Raw genomic sequence first — 18,034 nt, forward strand, 5'->3', positions numbered from 1 at the left:
ATCTTGCTACTGATTTTCGCGACTCAGCATGATAAAAATGAAACACTGTTGTAAAAACGTGGTGACCTCCCATGCCCGAACCCGTCGCTGAACCGGCGCTTAGCGGATTGCGCCTCAATCTGCGTATCGTTTCTGTTGTGATTTTTAACTTCGCCAGTTATCTGACGATCGGTTTGCCGCTCGCAGTCCTGCCGGGCTATGTCCATGATGTGATGGGGTTTAGCGCCTTCTGGGCGGGGCTGGTCATAAGCTTACAATATTTTGCGACGCTCGTGAGCCGCCCTCATGCGGGGCGCTACGCTGACCTGCTGGGGCCAAAAAAGGTTGTCGTCTTTGGTTTGTGCGGCTGCTTTCTGAGCGGCCTGAGCTATCTCCTGGCGGGATTCGCCAGCGGCTGGCCGATTGCAAGCCTGCTGCTGTTATGCCTGGGGCGTGTCATTCTGGGTATTGGACAAAGCTTCGCCGGAACCGGATCAACGCTCTGGGGCGTAGGCGTGGTGGGGTCGCTGCATATTGGCCGGGTGATTTCGTGGAACGGTATTGTCACGTATGGCGCGATGGCGATGGGCGCCCCGCTTGGCGTGCTGTTTTACGCCTGGGGCGGGTTACAGGGGCTGGCGTTGACGATCATGGGCGTGGCGCTGCTGGCCGTGCTGTTTGCGCTCCCGCGCCCGGCGGTGAAAGCCAGTAAGGGCAAACCGCTGCCGTTTCGCGCCGTGCTTGGGCGCGTCTGGCTGTATGGAATGGCGCTGGCGCTGGCATCCGCGGGATTCGGCGTTATCGCCACCTTCATCACGCTGTTTTATGACGCGAAAGGGTGGGATGGCGCCGCCTTCGCGCTCACGCTGTTTAGCTGTGCGTTTGTGGGCGCCCGTTTATTGTTCCCCAATGGCATCAATCGGTTAGGCGGCTTAAACGTGGCGATGATCTGCTTTAGCGTGGAGATTATCGGGTTGCTGCTGGTGGGCGTTGCGCTGATGCCGTGGATGGCGAAAATTGGCGTGCTACTGGCGGGGGCGGGGTTCTCGCTGGTCTTCCCGGCGCTGGGCGTGGTGGCGGTAAAGGCGGTGCCGCAGCAGAATCAAGGGGCGGCGCTGGCGACCTATACGGTGTTTATGGATTTATCGTTGGGCGTGACCGGGCCGCTGGCGGGGCTGCTGATGACCTGGGCGGGCGTGCCGGTTATCTATCTGGCGGCGGCGGGTCTGGTGGCGATTGCGCTGTTGCTGACCTGGCGGTTAAAAAAACGGCCTCCGGCGGTATCGCAGGAGGCCGTGTCATCGTCTTAACCGTTACTGGATAACCAGTGTGTTAATGATGTTTTCAGCGGCGGTTTGCGCCTTCTGCTGATCGTCTGCTGGCAGCGTGATTTGCAGGGTCAGCAGTTGGTTATCCACTTTGCCCAGCAGTACGGAAGAGTACGCGGTCTGGCCTTTCGCAGAGATAATGCTGTCCAGCTGTTGCAGCGTGTGGCCTTTCAGCTCGATGGCTTTATTGGTCACGACCTGCAACTGCGGGTCGCGGCTGCGCTGTTGATCTTCCAGACGTTTCGCCAGTACGGCGAGGTCTTCATTGGTGTTATCGCCAACAATCACGATCACCGCTTTCTGGCCTGTCGCGTCAGAGTAGACGTGCATATTATTGGCCTGAGTGCCCAGCTTGCCGCTCTGGTCGGTCATATCCGCTGGCAGTGAGAACGTCAGCTTACCGTCCAGCAGGCTGACAGGTTGTCCGGTTGCGTTGCTTTCCGTAGAGGTTCCCTCTGCCGGAGCATTGGTATCGTTGTTATCACAGGCCGCAAGCCCCATAACCAGCAGGCCAATACCGACATATTTAACCAGATTGCGCATTGACTTCTTCCTTTCGATAAACGGCCATAACGGCTCATTCATCCATCTTATCACAACTCGGAAAATGAACCTTTAACTCGTCTGCAATGCCGAGATTTCAGATTTATCTGCCAGCCTTTTCAGCAACATATTCAGCAATACGCCATACATCGGCAGGAAGAAAATAATGCTGATGAGCACCTTGAAGCAGTAATCGACAAGGGCGATTTCCATCCAGTGCTCGGCCATAAAGGCATCGGGGCTGCGCCAGAAGGCGATGAAGAAGAAGGCGAGGGTATCGCTGACGTTGCCAAACAGCGTGGAGGCCGTAGGAGCCATCCACCAGCGGCGATTCTGGCGCAGGCGGTTAAAGACGTGTACATCCAGAATCTGGCCCAGCGCATACGCCATAAAGCTGGCGGTGGCGATACGCGCGACAAACAGGTTGAAGTGCAGCAGCGCGCCAAATCCCTGCCAGGAGCCCATATAAAACAGCGATGAGATGACATAGGAGATGAGCAGCGCCGGGATCATCACCGCAAAGATTATCCGTCGTGCCAGCGGCGCGCCAAAAATGCGCACGGTCAGGTCGGTCGCGAGAAAAATAAAGGGAAAGCTAAAGGCGCCCCACGTCGTGTGGAACCCGAAAACAGAGATCGGAAGCTGTACCAGATAGTTACTGGAGGTGATCACCAGTAAGTGGAATAGCGATAGCCAGAACAACGCTTTTACGCGCTGTATTTGAGTAAAGGAGTTCATATTGTACCTTTTTGATCGATATTTGGGGTGAGGGAACCCAATAAAACCGCCGCATCATACTGCTTTGAAAACGTATTGCAATGGTTGTTTTTCACGCAATCGTTAACTTGATTTGCTTACGGGCAAACAGGGCGTAAACTACAGCCGTTTTTTTAGTGAATGAGACGAAGATGACCGATCTGTTTTCCTCCCCCGACCATACGCTTGATGCCCAGGGGCTACGCTGCCCGGAACCGGTAATGATGGTGCGTAAAACCGTGCGTAACATGCAAACGGGCGAAACGCTGCTGATTATTGCCGACGATCCGGCGACAACCCGCGATATTCCTGGCTTTTGTACGTTTATGGAACATGAGCTGATGGCGAAAGAGACGGATTCGCTGCCGTATCGCTATTTGCTGCGTAAAAAGCATTGAGTCTCAGCCGGATAAAACCGGCGTGACCGCTGCGACATTTTTAAACCATCGTTTCAATTTTTCCTGCTTTTTTGTGAAGCACTTCACCTTCATCTTTCAGGGCATCGGCTACGGTTTAAGCGTAAAAACTAAAACAATGTTTTAACGCTACCCTCTCAACCTCTGGAGCTGACCCGATGAAAGTGACTCTCAAGCCGCTCGCGGCTTCCCTGTGCCTGGCTACCGCGTCAATACTGTTTTCCCATTCCGTTTTCGCGCAGGTCATTAAAGCGGCGGATGTCCATCCGCAGGGCTACCCGAATGTCGTCGCCGTGCAGAAAATGGGCGAAAAACTCAAACAACAGACCGACGGCAAACTGGAAATTAAAGTGTTCCCGGGCGGCGTGCTGGGCGATGAGAAACAGATGATTGAACAGGCGCAAATCGGCGCGATTGATATGATTCGCGTATCGATGGCGCCGGTGGCGGCTATTCTGCCGGATATCGAAGTCTTTACGCTGCCCTATGTGTTCCGCGACGAAGACCACATGCACAAAATTATTGATGGCGATATCGGGAAAAGCATTGGCGATAAGCTGACGAACAACCCGAAATCACGTCTGGTGTTTCTTGGCTGGATGGACTCCGGGACGCGCAACCTGATTACTAAAAACCCGGTGGAAAAGCCGGAAGATCTCCACGGTATGAAGATTCGCGTGCAGGGAAGCCCGGTGGCGCTGGATACGCTGAAAGACATGGGGGCGAACTCGGTGGCGATGGGGGTGAGCGAGGTGTTTAGCGGTATGCAGACCGGCGTGATTGACGGTGCGGAAAACAACCCGCCGACTTTTGTCGCGCATAACTACATGCCGGTTGCGAAGAATTACACCCTCAGCGGGCACTTTATCACCCCGGAAATGCTGCTCTATTCCAAAGTGAAGTGGGACAAGCTGACTGCGGATGAGCAGCAGAAGATCCTGACGCTGGCGCGCGAAGCGCAGTTTGAGCAGCGTAAATTGTGGGATGCCTACAACCAGGAGGCATTAGCGAAGATGAAGGCTGGCGGCGTGCAGTTCCACGAAATTGATAAAGCGTATTTCGTGAAGGCCACCGAGCCGGTACGCGCGCAGTATGGCGAAAAACACCAGGCGTTGATGAAGGCGATTGCCGACGTGCAGTAAGCGCCTTCGCTTCGCCGGATGAGCAGGCCTGCGTGGGTTCGTACCATGATCCCCGTAGGCCTGATAAGCCTGGCGCCATCAGACGACAATCTACCCTTTACGCAACAGCCGCAGCGCATTGGCGGTCACCAGCACCGTCGCCCCGGTATCCGCCAGCACGGCCAGCCACAGACCGGTTATGCCGAGCAGCGTGGTGATGAGGAAGATCCCTTTCAGCCCCAGGGCAATTGCGATGTTTTGACGAATATTGGCGTGGGTGGCGCGCGCCAGCTGGATCATCTGTACCAGCCCGCGCAGGCGGTTATGCGTCAGGGCGGCGTCTGCCGTTTCCAGCGCGACATCCGTTCCGCTTCCCATCGCAATACCTATCGCGGCGGCCTTCATTGCGGGGGCGTCGTTAATGCCGTCACCCACCATCGCCAGCGGGGCGTGCTGATTGAGCGCCGTCACCGCCCGGACTTTATCTTCCGGCAGCAGGCCCGCTTTAAACGTCAGGCCCAGCTCTCCGGCAATGGCCGCTGCCGCGCGTGGGTTATCGCCGGTCAGGATCACGCCTTTCACCCCTAACTGATTAAGCTCGCCGATCGCGGTGCGGGCGTCATCGCGCAGCGTATCCTGTAGGGCGAGCACGCCGAGTACGTCGTCGTTGCGCAGCACCAGCACGACCGTCTGTCCGGCGCTTTCCAGTTCGCTGATTTGCCCGGCAAAGGCTTCCGCCGGGCGTTTGCCTGCGGCGCAAATCAGGATGCGCTCGCCATTAACCTGAGCTTCGATACCCGAACCGACCAGCGCGCGCTGCTCCAGCGCTGGCGGAATGGTCAGCTCACGCGTCTGCGCTTCACGCACAATGGCCTGCGCCAGTGGGTGCGTCGCGCCTTGTTCCACCGCCGCCGCCAGCGCCAGCAGCTCCGCTTCGCCGATCCCGCTTGCCGGATGGATAGCGGTGACGCGCGGTTTCCCTACGGTCAGGGTGCCGGTTTTATCGAACGCCACCTGAGTGACTCTGCCTAGCTGCTCCAGCGCTGCGCCGCCTTTAATCAGCGCCCCGCGACGTGCCGCCGCCGCCAGCCCGGAGGTGATGGCCGCCGGAGTGGAAATGACCAGCGCACACGGGCAGCCAATCAGCAACAGCGTGAGCCCCTTATAAATCCACTCTTGCCAGGACGCGGCAAACAGCAGCGGCGGCACCAGCGTGACCAGCAGCGCGACGGCCATAATCACCGGGGTGTAAATCCGGCTGAAGCGGTCAATAAAACGCTCAATGGGCGCGCGGCGTTCTTCGGCTTCTTCAATCAGCTTCAGGATACGGTCAATCGCGCTGGCGCCCGGTTCTGACAGCACCTCCAGTGTGACGAGCCGATCCACGCTGGTGGCGCCGGCGGGGACTTTCTCGCCCGTTGAGCGCTCGACCGGAATCGACTCGCCGGTGAGCGCGCTCTCATCAAAACTGGCGAAACCGGAGACCAGCCTGCCGTCGGCGGGTAAGCGCCCGCCTGCCGCCACTTCGATAATGTCGCCGGGTTGCAGGGTGTTGATCGCCACCTCTTCGCGCACGCCATCGCGCAGGCGCGTGGCGGTTTCCGGTTTGAGGGCCATCAGCGCGCTGACCCCTTTGCGGGCGCGGCTGGCGGCCCACCCTTCGAGGCGTTCGCCGATCAGAAATAACAGCAGCACCATCGCCGCTTCCGCCGTCGCGCCAATAAACAGTGCGCCAATTGCTGCCACGCTCATCAGCGTTTCGATGGCGAACCAGCTGCCGGTTTTCATCAGGCGCAGCGCCTGACGGGCAATGGGATACAGGCCGACCAGCGTGGTGGCGATAAACGCCAGTTGGCCGAACGGATGGTTGAATTGCTCCAGCCCCCAGCTAATCGCCATCATAATGATGAGCGTGATCAGCGGCAGGTTTTCTTGCAGCCGGGATTCGCGCGCCTCTGCTGTGGCCTGTTCATCACGCAGGGTATAGCCCGCCTTTTGTACGGCGCGTTCAACGTGTTGGCGGATATCGGCATTCGCATCCACCACCAGTTTCTCGGTGGCGAACAGCACCTGTACCTGATTGACGCCCCCGACCTGGCGCACGGCGTTTTCGACTTTACGGGCGCAGGCGGCGCAGTCCATACCGGCGACTTTCCAGGTGTAACGCGTCCCTTCGATGGTGTCGGGGACGAGAGCTTCCGTTGCGCAGGCACCCTCACAGCAGCAGTCATCTACCTTCCGGGGGGCTGGCGCCAGTTTGAAGGATGAAAATTGTGGGACTTTTTTGCCATCAGTATCGGGTGTCAACATGGCATCCTCCGGTTGATGATAATTTTCTCATTAACCGGAGGATACACTCTGGAGTCGACTCCAGAGTCAAGCGTTATTAAAGATAAAGTGAGCGGACAATCAGGAAGTGCCCGGCAAAGTAGCAGGCGGCGGAAATAGCGTTATCCGCGCGGAAGCGGCAGCGGTAATGGCTGCCCAGCCAGACGATGTTGCCGAGGAATAACAACGATGCGCCCATAAAAGCAGAGAGCGCCGGGGCGGTCGGGCGGAAGAACCACAGTTCACCGGCCAGCCAGACCATCATGAGCGTCATGGCGATAAAGGTGCATATCGGCCAGCGCAGCTCTTCCAGACGCGTCCAGATCACTGCAATCAGCAACCCGCCCAACACCAGCAGCACTAACGGCAATGGCCAGAAGAACGACAGCGTCATCTGGCTGGCGAAATAGAGGGTGTACAGCAGGTGCGACAGGAAGAATGCGCCAATGGCGTACAGCAGACGTTGGCGCGGCAACAGCGTCAACGCATCGCCCAGCAACGAGGCGCACAGGCCCGCCAGCACAAGGTAGCTGATCGCGTCGAACATCGGCGCTTGCCAGGCGAGTAAAAGAAGGAGAATCAGGGTGAGAGGTTTAAAGACCCAGCGCTGCCACGCTGGCCCACGATACGATGCGTCCACAAATAGCCATGCGGAAAGACAGACAGCGATAAACGACCAAAGCATCTTAGTTCCTTGAATTCGTTATTTTTTCGCGAGCGGTATGCTCACGGCCCTGTTGTCCAGTGTAGAGGTCGGCGCAGGCAGATGACAACACCATAACGGGCAGGGTATGCTTATTTCCGCATTTTCTGATGGGTTAAAATGATGAGTAAACCACCACTTTTTTTCATTGTTATCATTGGCTTGATTGTTATCGCCGCGTCGTTTCGCTTTGTTTCGCAGCGGCGAGAAAAAGCCGATAACGATGCTGCGCCATTGCAGCAAAAGCAGGTAGTGGTGAGCAATAAGCGCGAAAAGCCGATCAACGATCGGCGCTCGCGTCAGCAGCAGGTGACGCCAGCGGGCACCAGTATGCGCTATGAAGTTAGCTTTAAACCGCAGCGCGGCGGGCTTGAGCAGACGTTCCGGCTGGATGCCCAACAGTACCATGCGTTAACGGTCGGGGATAAAGGCACGCTGAGCTACAAAGGTTCGCGGTTTGTCGATTTTGTCGCCCAGCCATAAGATTTCGCCCAATGGCGTGTTGCTTATCGGGCCTACGGTCTGAGGGGTTTGTAGGTCGGATAAGGCGCAGCCGACATCCGGCAAAAGGTTATTTTTTAACGTTAAATTTCTTCTGCCACACCAGCAGCTCAAAGACGCCGAACAGGAAAATGCGGATTTTCTCGCCGGTGGTCATCTGCGGGCCATCTTTAGGCATGGTGCTTTTTAACAGTGCCAGCTGCATACCGTGCATCAGCACCATAAAGACCAGTGCGACGTTAACGAAAATATTCAGCGGGCGTGGAAAGGGTTGGAAAATATTCAGTAGTAAAAATGCCCAGACGCACAGCATCAGCAGACGTCCCAGATTAATCAGCATCGCTTTCTCCTTGTGCTTCCCGTTGATACAGGCGGTATGCGACCTGTCCGGCCACTTTTTCACGATACAACGACCAGTTTGCCGGGACGGGCGGCAGACCGTTTTCGACTTCGCTTTCGACGTAAATATACGCGTCATCAGCCAGCCAGCCGTACGTTTCCAGCAGGCTTAACGTCTCTTCCAGCAGCCCTTTGCGAAACGGGGGATCGACAAACACCACGTTGTGCGGCGTACCGGTCTGCGCCAGAAAGGCCAGCGTATTGGCGTTGACCACGCGGGCGTTGCCTGCCTTTAGCGTAGCAAGATTCTTTTGTAACTGCTGTGACACGGCGCGATCCATCTCCAGCAACGTCGCGCCCGCCGCATAGCGGGAAAGCGCTTCCAGCCCCAGCGCGCCGCTTCCGGCGAAACAATCCAGACAGTGGGCGTCTACCATGACCGGTGCCAGCCAGTTAAACAGCGTCTCGCGAACCCGGTCGGTTGTCGGGCGCAGCCCTGGGCTGTCGGGAACCGGAAGTTTACGGCCCCGCCATTGTCCGCCAATAATGCGGATTTGACCGCTGCCAGAGTGATTCGGTTTTTTCATTTCTATTGCTCAATCCGCTGCTGACGTGTCATTCCAGGCGGTGATGTGAATTAAGTTAAGTGGTAGACTATTTCATCATTTTTTTAGCTTCCATGTATATAGCGCCAGATATTAACCGCGAGGAGTACAGTCGCAGATGGCAAAACAGAAAAAACGTGGCTTCTTTTCCTGGCTGGGCTTTGGTGAAAAAGAGCAGGAACAGGAACAAAAAACCGAAGAACAACAGCGTGTTGAAGAACAGTTAGCGCCAGAGACGCCGGTTGAGACGGCGGCAGACGCCGACGCGGAAACGCACGCCCACGGCAAGGCGGAGACCGACGCTTTCGCCGAAGCCGTGGTGAACGTCACCGAACAGGTTCAGGAAAGCGAAAAACCGCAGCCGGTTGAGCCAGAGCCTGTCGTAGAGCCTGTTGTTGACCCCGTGGTTGAAGAAGACATCGTTGAGCCGCAGGCGGTGGTGGAACATGAAGAACTGCCGCTGCCGGAAGAGGTGAACGTCGAAGAGACGTCGCCTGAAGAGTGGCAGGCCGAAGCGGAAACGGTAGAGATCGTGGAGGCGGTAGAAGAAGAGGCGCAAAACGAACCGCAACTGACCGACGAAGAACGGGAAGCGCAGGCGCTGGCAGTGGAAGCGGCGGAAGACGCGGTGGTTGTCGTGCCGGCGGCAGAAGAAGAGACGCCGGTTGAGGAGGTGATTCAGGAGCAAGATAAGCCGACAAAAGAAGGTTTCTTTGCGCGCCTGAAACGTAGTCTTCTGAAAACAAAAGAAAATCTCGGTTCAGGATTTATCAGTCTGTTCCGTGGTAAGAAAATCGACGATGATCTGTTTGAAGAACTGGAAGAGCAGTTGCTGATTGCCGATGTGGGCGTGGAAACCACCCGCAAGATCATCGCTAACCTGACAGAGGGCGCCAGCCGCAAACAGCTGCATGATGCCGAAGCGCTGTATGGCCTGCTGAAAGACGAGATGGGCGATATCCTCGCAAAAGTTGACGAACCGCTTAATATTGAAGGCAAAACGCCATTTGTTATTCTGATGGTTGGCGTTAACGGCGTGGGGAAAACCACCACGATCGGTAAGCTGGCGCGTCAGTTCGAGCAGCAGGGCAAATCCGTGATGCTGGCGGCGGGGGATACCTTCCGTGCGGCGGCGGTAGAGCAGTTGCAGGTCTGGGGCCAGCGTAACAACATTCCGGTTATCGCCCAGCATACCGGCGCGGATTCCGCTTCCGTTATCTTTGACGCCATCCAGGCGGCGAAAGCGCGTAATGTAGATGTGCTGATTGCCGATACCGCGGGTCGCTTGCAGAACAAAGCGCACCTGATGGAAGAACTGAAAAAAATCGTTCGCGTGATGAAGAAACTCGACGAAGATGCGCCGCATGAAGTGATGCTGACCATCGACGCCAGCACCGGGCAGAATGCGATAAGCCAGGCCAAACTGTTCCATGAAGCGGTTGGCCTGACCGGTATCACCCTGACCAAGCTGGATGGCACGGCGAAGGGTGGGGTTATCTTCTCGGTTGCCGATCAGTTTGGCATTCCTATCCGCTATATTGGTGTGGGCGAACGTATCGAGGATTTACGTCCGTTTAAGGCGGACGATTTTATAGAGGCACTTTTTGCCCGAGAGGATTAACAATGATTCGCTTTGAACATGTCAGCAAGGCCTATCTCGGTGGGAGACAAGCGCTGCAAGGAGTCACATTCCACATGCAGCCAGGCGAGATGGCGTTTCTGACCGGCCACTCAGGCGCGGGGAAAAGTACCCTGCTGAAGCTTATCTGTGGGATTGAACGGCCGAGCGCCGGGAAAATCTTCTTCAGCGGGCATGACATTACGCGCCTGAAAAACCGTGAAGTGCCGTTTCTGCGTCGTCAGATCGGAATGATTTTCCAGGATCACCACCTGCTGATGGATCGTACGGTCTATGACAACGTGGCGATCCCGTTGATTATCGCTGGCGCCAGCGGGGACGACATCCGTCGTCGTGTGTCGGCGGCGCTGGATAAAGTCGGGCTGCTGGACAAAGCGAGGAATTTTCCCATTCAACTCTCTGGCGGTGAGCAGCAGCGCGTGGGGATTGCCCGTGCGGTGGTGAACAAGCCTGCGGTGCTGCTGGCGGATGAACCGACCGGGAACCTGGATGATGCCTTATCGGAAGGGATTTTACGTCTGTTTGAAGAGTTTAACCGCGTTGGGGTGACGGTATTGATGGCGACGCACGACATCGGGCTTATCTCCCGTCGTTCGTACCGTATGCTCACCCTGAGCGAAGGTCATTTGCATGGAGGCCTGGTCAGTGAATAAGCGTGACGCTATCAACCAAATCAGGCAGTTTGGCGGCAGACTGGATCGTTTTCGTAAATCTGGCGGTTCGTCCGGCGACGGCGGCCGCAATGCGCCGAGACGCGCAAAACCCTCGCCAAAGCCGAACTCGCGTAAAACCAACGTCTTTAACGAGCAGGTGCGCTATGCGTTCCAGGGCGCGTTACAGGATCTGAAAAGCAAGCCGCTGGCGACGTTTCTGACGGTGATGGTGATTGCCATCTCTCTGACGCTGCCAAGCGTCTGCTACATGGTCTATAAGAACGTCAACCAAGCGGCGACGCAGTACTATCCGTCCCCGCAGATCACCGTTTATCTGCAAAAGACGCTGGATGACGACGCGGCCGCCGGGGTGGTCGCACAGCTCCAGGCCGAGCAGGGGGTGGAGAAGGTCAACTATCTCTCCCGCGACGATGCATTGGGCGAGTTCCGCAACTGGTCTGGCTTTGGCGGCGCGCTGGACATGCTGGAAGAGAATCCGCTTCCGGCAGTGGCGGTGGTGATCCCGAAACTGGATTTCCAGGGAACGGAGTCGCTGAATACGCTACGCGATCGCATCTCGCAGATTAACGGCATTGATGAAGTGCGTATGGATGACAGCTGGTTTGCCCGTCTGGCGGCGCTGACCGGGCTGGTAGGGCGCGTTTCCGCGATGATCGGCGTGCTGATGGTGGCGGCGGTGTTCCTCGTCATCGGCAACAGCGTGCGCCTGAGCATTTTCGCCCGCCGTGACACCATCAACGTGCAGAAACTGATTGGCGCGACGGATGGATTTATCCTGCGACCGTTCTTGTACGGCGGCGCGCTGCTCGGTTTTTCGGGGGCATTTCTTTCACTGATTTTGTCAGAAATTTTGGTGATGCGCTTGTCGTCTGCGGTGACGGAAGTGGCGCAGGTTTTCGGCACGAAGTTTGATATCAATGGCTTATCGTTCGATGAGTGCCTGCTGCTGCTGCTGGTGTGCTCGATGATCGGCTGGGTTGCGGCGTGGCTTGCCACTGTGCAACATTTACGTCACTTTACTCCCGATTAATAAAAGCGTGGTATACTCTTTCCCTGCAATGAGTTCCCGTTCGCAGGGAAAGAGCATCAAAACATCTCATCCCCCTGCCCACAGTGTTTTTTCATAGCGGTGTCACATTTTGTGCGTAATTTATTCACAACGTTGCATTGAACTTGTGGATAAAATCACTGTCTGATAAAAGAGTGAGTGCTATTCTCGTTGCTCATAAACGCTGGCACGTTTGTTGCTCATTTGCAGTGCCAGACGATATAAATTGAGAGGATTTGAATGACCAAAGAAATGCAAAATTTAGCTTTAGCCCCTGTTGGTAACCTGGAATCTTACATCCGGGCTGCAAACGCGTGGCCGATGTTATCGGCTGACGAAGAACGGGCACTGGCTGAAAAGCTGCATTACCAGGGCGATCTGGAAGCAGCTAAGACGCTGATTCTGTCTCACCTGCGCTTTGTTGTTCATGTTGCTCGTAACTATGCGGGCTATGGCCTGCCGCAGGCGGATCTGATTCAGGAAGGTAACATCGGCCTGATGAAAGCCGTGCGCCGTTTTAACCCGGAAGTGGGTGTGCGCCTGGTTTCTTTCGCCGTGCACTGGATCAAAGCGGAGATCCACGAATACGTATTGCGTAACTGGCGTATCGTTAAAGTCGCAACCACTAAAGCACAGCGTAAGCTGTTCTTTAACCTGCGTAAAACCAAGCAGCGTCTGGGCTGGTTTAATCAGGATGAAGTGGAAATGGTGGCGCGCGAACTGGGCGTAACCAGCAAAGACGTTCGCGAGATGGAATCCCGTATGGCGGCGCAGGACATGACGTTTGACATGTCTTCGGACGACGAGTCTGACAGCCAGCCGATGGCGCCAGTGCTGTATTTGCAGGATAAAACCTCTAACTTTGCCGACGGCATTGAAGAGGATAACTGGGAAGATCAGGCGGCAAACAAACTGACCCACGCAATGGAAGGTCTGGACGAGCGTAGCCAGGACATCATTCGCGCCCGTTGGCTGGACGAAGACAATAAGTCCACGCTACAGGAGCTGGCCGATCGCTATGGCGTTTCTGCTGAACGTGTACGCCAGCTTGAAAAGAACGCGATGAAGAAACTGCGCGCCGCTATCGAAGCGTAATTTCCGCGAAGTGCCCGAAAAACCCTGGATGAGAATCCGGGGTTTTTTGTTTTCCAGGCCGGATAAGGCACCGCCGCCATCCGGCAAACAGGCAAACATAAATGCCCGATGGCGCTTCGCTTATCGGGCTACGGGGATAACGCTTTTTTTCTCCCCCGCTCTGGCGAATTCTTCCCCCCTGGCAAACACTTACCGATGGGTTGTGCGCATCTTAGGGGGAGAAGGTGAAAAATAACGAACTGAATGAAAGACGGTTGCAGGCGACGCCGCGCGGCATTGGGGTGATGTGCGGTTTCTATGCCGACAGAGCGGAAAACGCCACGCTGTGGGATATTGAAGGCAATGAGGTGATTGATTTCGCCGCCGGAATTGCCGTGTTGAACACCGGGCACCGTCATCCAAAAGTCATCGCGGCAATTGAAAAACAGCTCCAGTCATTTACCCATACCGCGTATCAAATCGTGCCTTATGCAAGCTACGTTACGCTTGCCGAGCGTATTAACGAGCGCGTGCCGGTCAACGGCCCGGCGAAAACGGCTTTCTTCTCTACCGGTGCGGAGGCGGTCGAAAACGCGGTGAAAATTGCGCGTGCCTGTACCCGACGACCGGGGCTGATTACCTTTGGCGGCGCGTTTCACGGGCGAACCTTTATGACGATGGCGCTCACCGGTAAGGTCGCGCCCTACAAAACTGGCTTTGGGCCGTTCCCGGGATCGGTCTATCACGCGCAATATCCGAATCCTTTGCATGGCGTTACCACGGCGGATGCGCTGAACAGTCTCGAACGGATTTTTAAAGCCGATATTGCGCCGGACCAGGTGGCGGCCATTATCCTGGAACCGGTGCAGGGGGAAGGGGGCTTTAACGTCGCGCCAACGGATTTCATGCAGGCGCTGCGTACGTTATGCGATACCCACGGCATCTTGCTGATCGCCGATGAAGTGCAGACCGGTTTTGCCCGTACAGGCAAACTGTTTGCGATGGAACACCACGGTGTTCAGCCGGATCTCATCACGATGGCCAAAAGTCTGGCCGGCGGTATGCCGCTGTCGGCGGTATCCGGCCGCGCCGAGGTGATGGATGCGCCTGCTCCGGGCGGTCTTGGCGGCACCTACGCCGGAAACCCGCTGGCGGTGGCTGCCGCGCATGCGGTGCTTGATGTGATTGAAGAAGACGATCTCTGCGCGCGCGCCGCGCAGCTTGGTCAGCATCTGGTTAAGGTGTTGAGCAAAGCGAAAGCCGCCTGCCCGTCCATTGCCGAGATCCGCGCGCAGGGCTCGATGGTGGCGGTAGAGTTTACCAATCCGCAAACCGGCCAGCCGTCCCCGGAATTTACCCGGCAGGTGCAGGATCGCGCATTGCAGGAGGGTCTGCTGCTGCTCAGCTGCGGTGTTTACGGCAACGTGATCCGCTTCCTCTATCCGCTGACGATCCCCGATGCGCAGTTCCGTAAAGCGCTGGAGATCATTACGCGTTCGCTGACACGATAAACCGACGCCGCCCGTTGCGGCGGCGTCCCGTTTTGTCATCAACTTGTTATCTGACTGTCAAATTAGCTATTCCAAAATCATAAAAATCGGGTATGTTTTAGCAGAGTATGCTGCTAAAGCACGGGCGGCTTACCATTAATTGAAATAAAGTGCTGAACAACAACATCACAACATACGTAATAACCACAATAATGGGGATTCTCAGGATGAATATGAAGGGTAAAGCGTTATTGGCAGGATGTATCGCCCTGTCTTTGAGCAATATGGCGTTTGCTAAGGATATCAAAGTGGCCGTTGTCGGCGCGATGTCCGGCCCGGTAGCGCAGTACGGCGATCAGGAATTTACCGGCGCGGAGCAGGCGATTGCCGATATCAACGCGAAAGGCGGCATCAAGGGCGATAAGCTGGTTGCCGTGAAATATGATGATGCCTGCGACCCGAAACAAGCGGTAGCCGTAGCCAACAAAGTGGTCAACGACGGCATTAAATATGTTATCGGCCACCTGTGCTCCTCATCCACGCAGCCTGCGTCTGATATCTATGAAGACGAAGGCATTCTGATGATTACCCCGGCTGCGACCGCACCGGAACTGACCGCGCGCGGTTATCAGCTGATCCTGCGCACCACCGGTCTGGACTCCGATCAGGGGCCGACGGCGGCGAAATATATTCTGGAAAACGTGAAGCCGCAGCGCATCGCCATTATTCACGATAAGCAGCAGTACGGTGAAGGCCTGGCGCGCGCGGTGCAGGATGGCCTGAAAAAAGGCAACGCCAACGTGGTGTTCTTCGACGGGATTACCGCCGGCGAGAAAGATTTCTCCACCCTGGTGGCGCGCCTGAAGAAAGAGAACATCGACTTTGTGTATTACGGCGGCTACCACCCTGAGATGGGGCAGATCCTGCGCCAGGCTCGCGCTGCTGGCCTGAAAACGAAGTTTATGGGGCCGGAAGGGGTAGCGAACGTGTCGCTGTCTAACATTGCCGGTGAGTCTGCCGAGGGGATGCTGGTCACCAAGCCGAAGAACTACGATCAGGTTCCGGCGAACAAACCGATTGTAGACGCGATCAAAGCGAAGAAACAGGATCCAAGCGGCGCGTTTGTGTGGACCACCTACGCGGCGTTGCAGTCATTGCAGGCGGGTCTGAATCAGTCCGACGATCCGGCTGAAATCGCCAAATACCTGAAAGCGAATACCGTGGAAACCGTTATGGGGCCGTTGTCCTGGGATGAGAAGGGCGATCTGAAAGGCTTTGAGTTCGGCGTCTTTACCTGGCATGCCGACGGTACGGCAACCGACGCCAGGTAATTGAGTGCCGGGTGGCGGCTTCGTCTTACCCGGCCTGCATGCCTGGAAAATTGCGTGAGAGTTGCAAAACACGTAGGCCGGATAAGTGTTAGCGCCATCCGGCTTTTTTATTACCGTTTTTCCCAGCCGTCCGCCTGCGCCGTAAACCCTAATGCCTGCATAAACGCCGCCATTACGCCTCGCTCTTCGACGCCGACATCTGCCATCCACCAGGCTGAAACGCCCGGATTATTGCGGATCACCTCTTCCACCAGATACTGCCCCACGCCGCGACGACGCGTGATCTCGCGAACCCGCAATGAGTCCAGCGCGCCTTGCGTACCGCTTAGCGTTACCCGCACAGCGCCCAACAGACGCTCGTTGAAACGCGCCGCGTAGATCCGGTGAGTATCATCTACGCTTAAAGACGAGGCGGAGTATTCCGGCCAGATTTTACCCAGATCGATGAGATCCTGGGCGCTAAAGTTTTCTAAACGAACGATGGTCAGCTTCATCGACAGCATGTCCAAATCACCAAAGAGAGAACCAGTGTACCGAAATAATGTGTTCCGACACTTTCTCTTTTTTATTTCATTTACCAGGCGATTAGTTTTTTGGCAACGATAAGTACAGTTTGAAACATCAGAGAATGAAAAACAGGCAGGATAATCCCCTGGAAGGCAGCGTTTTATTCCGCCCTTTGTACCGTTATTTTATGCTGACAAGCGCGCTTTTTTTTGTTTATCTATAGCTGAAATCAGAATATTATCTTTTCTTAATCGACTGAAAAATAGAGTGTTTACTCTGATTTTGTATAAAAAGCTGTGCTAAACCATTAATGCAACAGGTAAAAATAGCATAGTTCAAAAAAAGCACAGTCTGCTTTTTAACCACATAAATACAAAATATATACACAAAATCATTCAAGGTGCATCAAGGCGGCAAGAGCGTGAATCCCCAGGTGCTTACATAAGTTAGTGACTGGGGTGAACGCACGTAGCTAACACCGGGGTAGCTTGAAGGATGAAGTGTAATAACGTCACGAATGGGGATTCAGTAAATGAAACGGAATGCGAAAACGATCATCGCAGGAGTGGTTGCACTGGCGATGTCGCATACGGCAATGGCGGACGATATTAAAGTCGCCGTTGTCGGGGCGATGTCCGGCCCGGTAGCGCAGTGGGGCGATATGGAATTTAACGGCGCGCGTCAGGCCATTAAAGACATCAACGCCAAAGGCGGCATCAAAGGCGATAAGCTGGTGGGCGTTGAGTATGACGACGCCTGTGACCCGAAACAGGCTGTCGCGGTGGCGAACAAAATCGTCAACGACGGCATTCAGTACGTTATCGGCCACCTGTGCTCCTCTTCCACACAGCCCGCGTCTGATATCTATGAAGATGAAGGCATCCTGATGATCTCCCCGGGTGCCACAAACCCGGAGCTGACGCAGCGCGGCTACGAACACATCATGCGTACGGCGGGCCTGGACTCCTCCCAGGGGCCGACGGCGGCGAAATACATTCTTGAGAAAGTGAAGCCGCAGCGTATCGCCATTATTCATGATAAGCAGCAGTACGGCGAAGGTCTGGCGCGTTCCGTACAGGACAGCCTGAAAGCGGGCAACGCCAATATCGTGTTCTTTGACGGGATTACCGCTGGCGAGAAAGACTTTTCCGCACTAATTGCCCGCCTGCAAAAAGAGAATATCGACTTCGTTTATTACGGCGGTTACTACCCGGAAATGGGCCAGATGCTGCGCCAGGCGCGCGCTATCGGCCTGAAAACCCAGTTTATGGGGCCAGAGGGCGTGGGCAATGCCTCACTGTCCAACATCGCTGGCGCGGCGGCAGAAGGCATGCTGGTGACGATGCCAAAACGCTATGACCAGGACCCGGCGAACAAAGGCATTGTCGATGCCCTTAAAGCCGACAAAAAAGATCCTACCGGCCCTTACGTGTGGATCACCTACGCTGCGGTGCAGTCGCTGGCAACCGCAATGGATCGTACCGGCAGCAAAGCGCCGCTCGATCTGGTGAAAGATCTGAAAGCACACGGGGCTGATACCGTGATTGGGCCGCTGAACTGGGATGAAAAAGGCGATCTGAAGGGATTTGAGTTTGGTGTCTTCCAGTGGCATGCCGACGGCTCATCGACCGTTGCCAAATAACGCCTGAAGA

18 protein-coding genes are annotated in these 18,034 nt (G+C 55.8%); 11 read left to right on the plus strand and 7 right to left on the minus strand.

The features are described 5' to 3' along the window. Positions 1-71 precede the first annotated feature (71 nt). Entirely contained in the window at positions 72-1,289 is a 1,218-nt protein-coding gene (locus OGX84_RS07150; RefSeq protein ID WP_012135588.1) for an MFS transporter, read from the plus strand. Between the two features lie 3 nt (positions 1,290-1,292). Here the strand turns inward: OGX84_RS07150 and OGX84_RS07155 are convergent, their stop codons facing one another. After that, entirely contained in the window at positions 1,293-1,850 is a 558-nt protein-coding gene (locus OGX84_RS07155; RefSeq protein WP_024131033.1) for a DcrB family lipoprotein, read from the minus strand. Between the two features lie 72 nt (positions 1,851-1,922). Beyond that, the gene (locus OGX84_RS07160; protein ID WP_012135586.1) at positions 1,923-2,588 is read right to left on the minus strand and encodes a 7-cyano-7-deazaguanine/7-aminomethyl-7-deazaguanine transporter; all 666 of its coding nucleotides are present in this window, start codon (positions 2,586-2,588) and stop codon (positions 1,923-1,925) included. A gap of 170 nt (positions 2,589-2,758) precedes the next feature. Between OGX84_RS07160 and tusA the strand changes: the two genes are divergently transcribed. Both tusA and OGX84_RS07170 read left to right on the plus strand, forming a co-directional pair. Beyond that, positions 2,759-3,004: a sulfurtransferase TusA gene (tusA, locus tag OGX84_RS07165; RefSeq protein ID WP_012135585.1), complete on the plus strand. Its 246-nt coding sequence runs from the start codon at positions 2,759-2,761 to the stop codon at positions 3,002-3,004. Positions 3,005-3,180: 176 nt separating this feature from the next. Beyond that, positions 3,181-4,164, plus strand: a complete 984-nt coding sequence (locus OGX84_RS07170; protein WP_012135584.1) for a TRAP transporter substrate-binding protein — start codon at positions 3,181-3,183, stop codon at positions 4,162-4,164. Positions 4,165-4,254: 90 nt separating this feature from the next. On the opposite strand, the gene zntA is transcribed toward OGX84_RS07170, so the two are convergent. Together zntA and OGX84_RS07180 are read right to left on the minus strand one after the other, a co-directional pair. Then, complete coding sequence (gene zntA, locus OGX84_RS07175) at positions 4,255-6,453, minus strand: Zn(II)/Cd(II)/Pb(II) translocating P-type ATPase ZntA (protein ID WP_047460553.1); 2,199 nt, start codon at positions 6,451-6,453, stop codon at positions 4,255-4,257. Positions 6,454-6,529: 76 nt separating this feature from the next. Next, positions 6,530-7,156, minus strand: a complete 627-nt coding sequence (locus tag OGX84_RS07180) for a lysoplasmalogenase (protein WP_012135582.1) — start codon at positions 7,154-7,156, stop codon at positions 6,530-6,532. 141 nt (positions 7,157-7,297) lie between these two features. On the opposite strand from OGX84_RS07180, the gene OGX84_RS07185 reads away from it, so the two are divergent. After that, positions 7,298-7,657 (plus strand): DUF2500 domain-containing protein, encoded by a 360-nt coding sequence (locus OGX84_RS07185; RefSeq protein ID WP_112001437.1) that lies wholly within the window; start codon positions 7,298-7,300, stop codon positions 7,655-7,657. A gap of 88 nt (positions 7,658-7,745) precedes the next feature. Here OGX84_RS07185 and OGX84_RS07190 read toward each other — a convergent pair whose 3' ends face one another. Together OGX84_RS07190 and rsmD are read right to left on the minus strand one after the other, a co-directional pair. Beyond that, the gene (locus OGX84_RS07190; protein ID WP_012135579.1) at positions 7,746-8,015 is read right to left on the minus strand and encodes a DUF1145 family protein; all 270 of its coding nucleotides are present in this window, start codon (positions 8,013-8,015) and stop codon (positions 7,746-7,748) included. Continuing rightward, positions 8,005-8,601: a 16S rRNA (guanine(966)-N(2))-methyltransferase gene (gene rsmD, locus OGX84_RS07195; RefSeq protein ID WP_112001438.1), complete on the minus strand. Its 597-nt coding sequence runs from the start codon at positions 8,599-8,601 to the stop codon at positions 8,005-8,007. Before rsmD ends, OGX84_RS07190 begins: the two co-directional genes overlap by 11 nt. A 136-nt stretch (positions 8,602-8,737) precedes the next feature. Here rsmD and ftsY point away from each other — a divergent pair, with 136 nt between their 5' ends. From ftsY to livJ, 6 genes are all read left to right on the plus strand, one after another. Next, positions 8,738-10,240: a signal recognition particle-docking protein FtsY gene (gene ftsY, locus OGX84_RS07200; RefSeq protein ID WP_112001439.1), complete on the plus strand. Its 1,503-nt coding sequence runs from the start codon at positions 8,738-8,740 to the stop codon at positions 10,238-10,240. A 2-nt stretch (positions 10,241-10,242) separates the two neighbouring features. Next, a complete protein-coding gene (gene ftsE, locus OGX84_RS07205; protein WP_012135575.1) occupies positions 10,243-10,911 on the plus strand; it encodes a cell division ATP-binding protein FtsE in 669 nt (222 codons plus the stop codon). Next, entirely contained in the window at positions 10,904-11,962 is a 1,059-nt protein-coding gene (gene ftsX, locus OGX84_RS07210; protein WP_024131031.1) for a permease-like cell division protein FtsX, read from the plus strand. Before ftsE ends, ftsX begins: the two co-directional genes overlap by 8 nt. A 258-nt stretch (positions 11,963-12,220) precedes the next feature. Continuing rightward, complete coding sequence (gene rpoH / locus OGX84_RS07215) at positions 12,221-13,075, plus strand: RNA polymerase sigma factor RpoH (RefSeq protein ID WP_012135571.1); 855 nt, start codon at positions 12,221-12,223, stop codon at positions 13,073-13,075. Between the two features lie 224 nt (positions 13,076-13,299). Continuing rightward, a complete protein-coding gene (locus OGX84_RS07220; protein WP_112001440.1) occupies positions 13,300-14,565 on the plus strand; it encodes a 4-aminobutyrate--2-oxoglutarate transaminase in 1,266 nt (421 codons plus the stop codon). A 206-nt stretch (positions 14,566-14,771) separates the two neighbouring features. Then, positions 14,772-15,875, plus strand: coding sequence for a branched chain amino acid ABC transporter substrate-binding protein LivJ (livJ, locus tag OGX84_RS07225; RefSeq protein WP_112001441.1), 1,104 nt, complete (start codon positions 14,772-14,774; stop codon positions 15,873-15,875). Between the two features lie 110 nt (positions 15,876-15,985). Here livJ and panM read toward each other — a convergent pair whose 3' ends face one another. After that, the gene (panM, locus tag OGX84_RS07230) at positions 15,986-16,369 is read right to left on the minus strand and encodes an aspartate 1-decarboxylase autocleavage activator PanM (protein ID WP_024131029.1); all 384 of its coding nucleotides are present in this window, start codon (positions 16,367-16,369) and stop codon (positions 15,986-15,988) included. Between the two features lie 545 nt (positions 16,370-16,914). On the opposite strand from panM, the gene livK reads away from it, so the two are divergent. Continuing rightward, a complete protein-coding gene (livK, locus tag OGX84_RS07235) occupies positions 16,915-18,024 on the plus strand; it encodes a high-affinity branched-chain amino acid ABC transporter substrate-binding protein LivK (protein ID WP_012135565.1) in 1,110 nt (369 codons plus the stop codon). Positions 18,025-18,034 lie beyond the last annotated feature (10 nt).

This window comes from Citrobacter sp. CK202, from assembly GCF_030333225.1.
Taxonomy (GTDB): domain Bacteria; phylum Pseudomonadota; class Gammaproteobacteria; order Enterobacterales; family Enterobacteriaceae; genus Citrobacter_B; species Citrobacter_B koseri.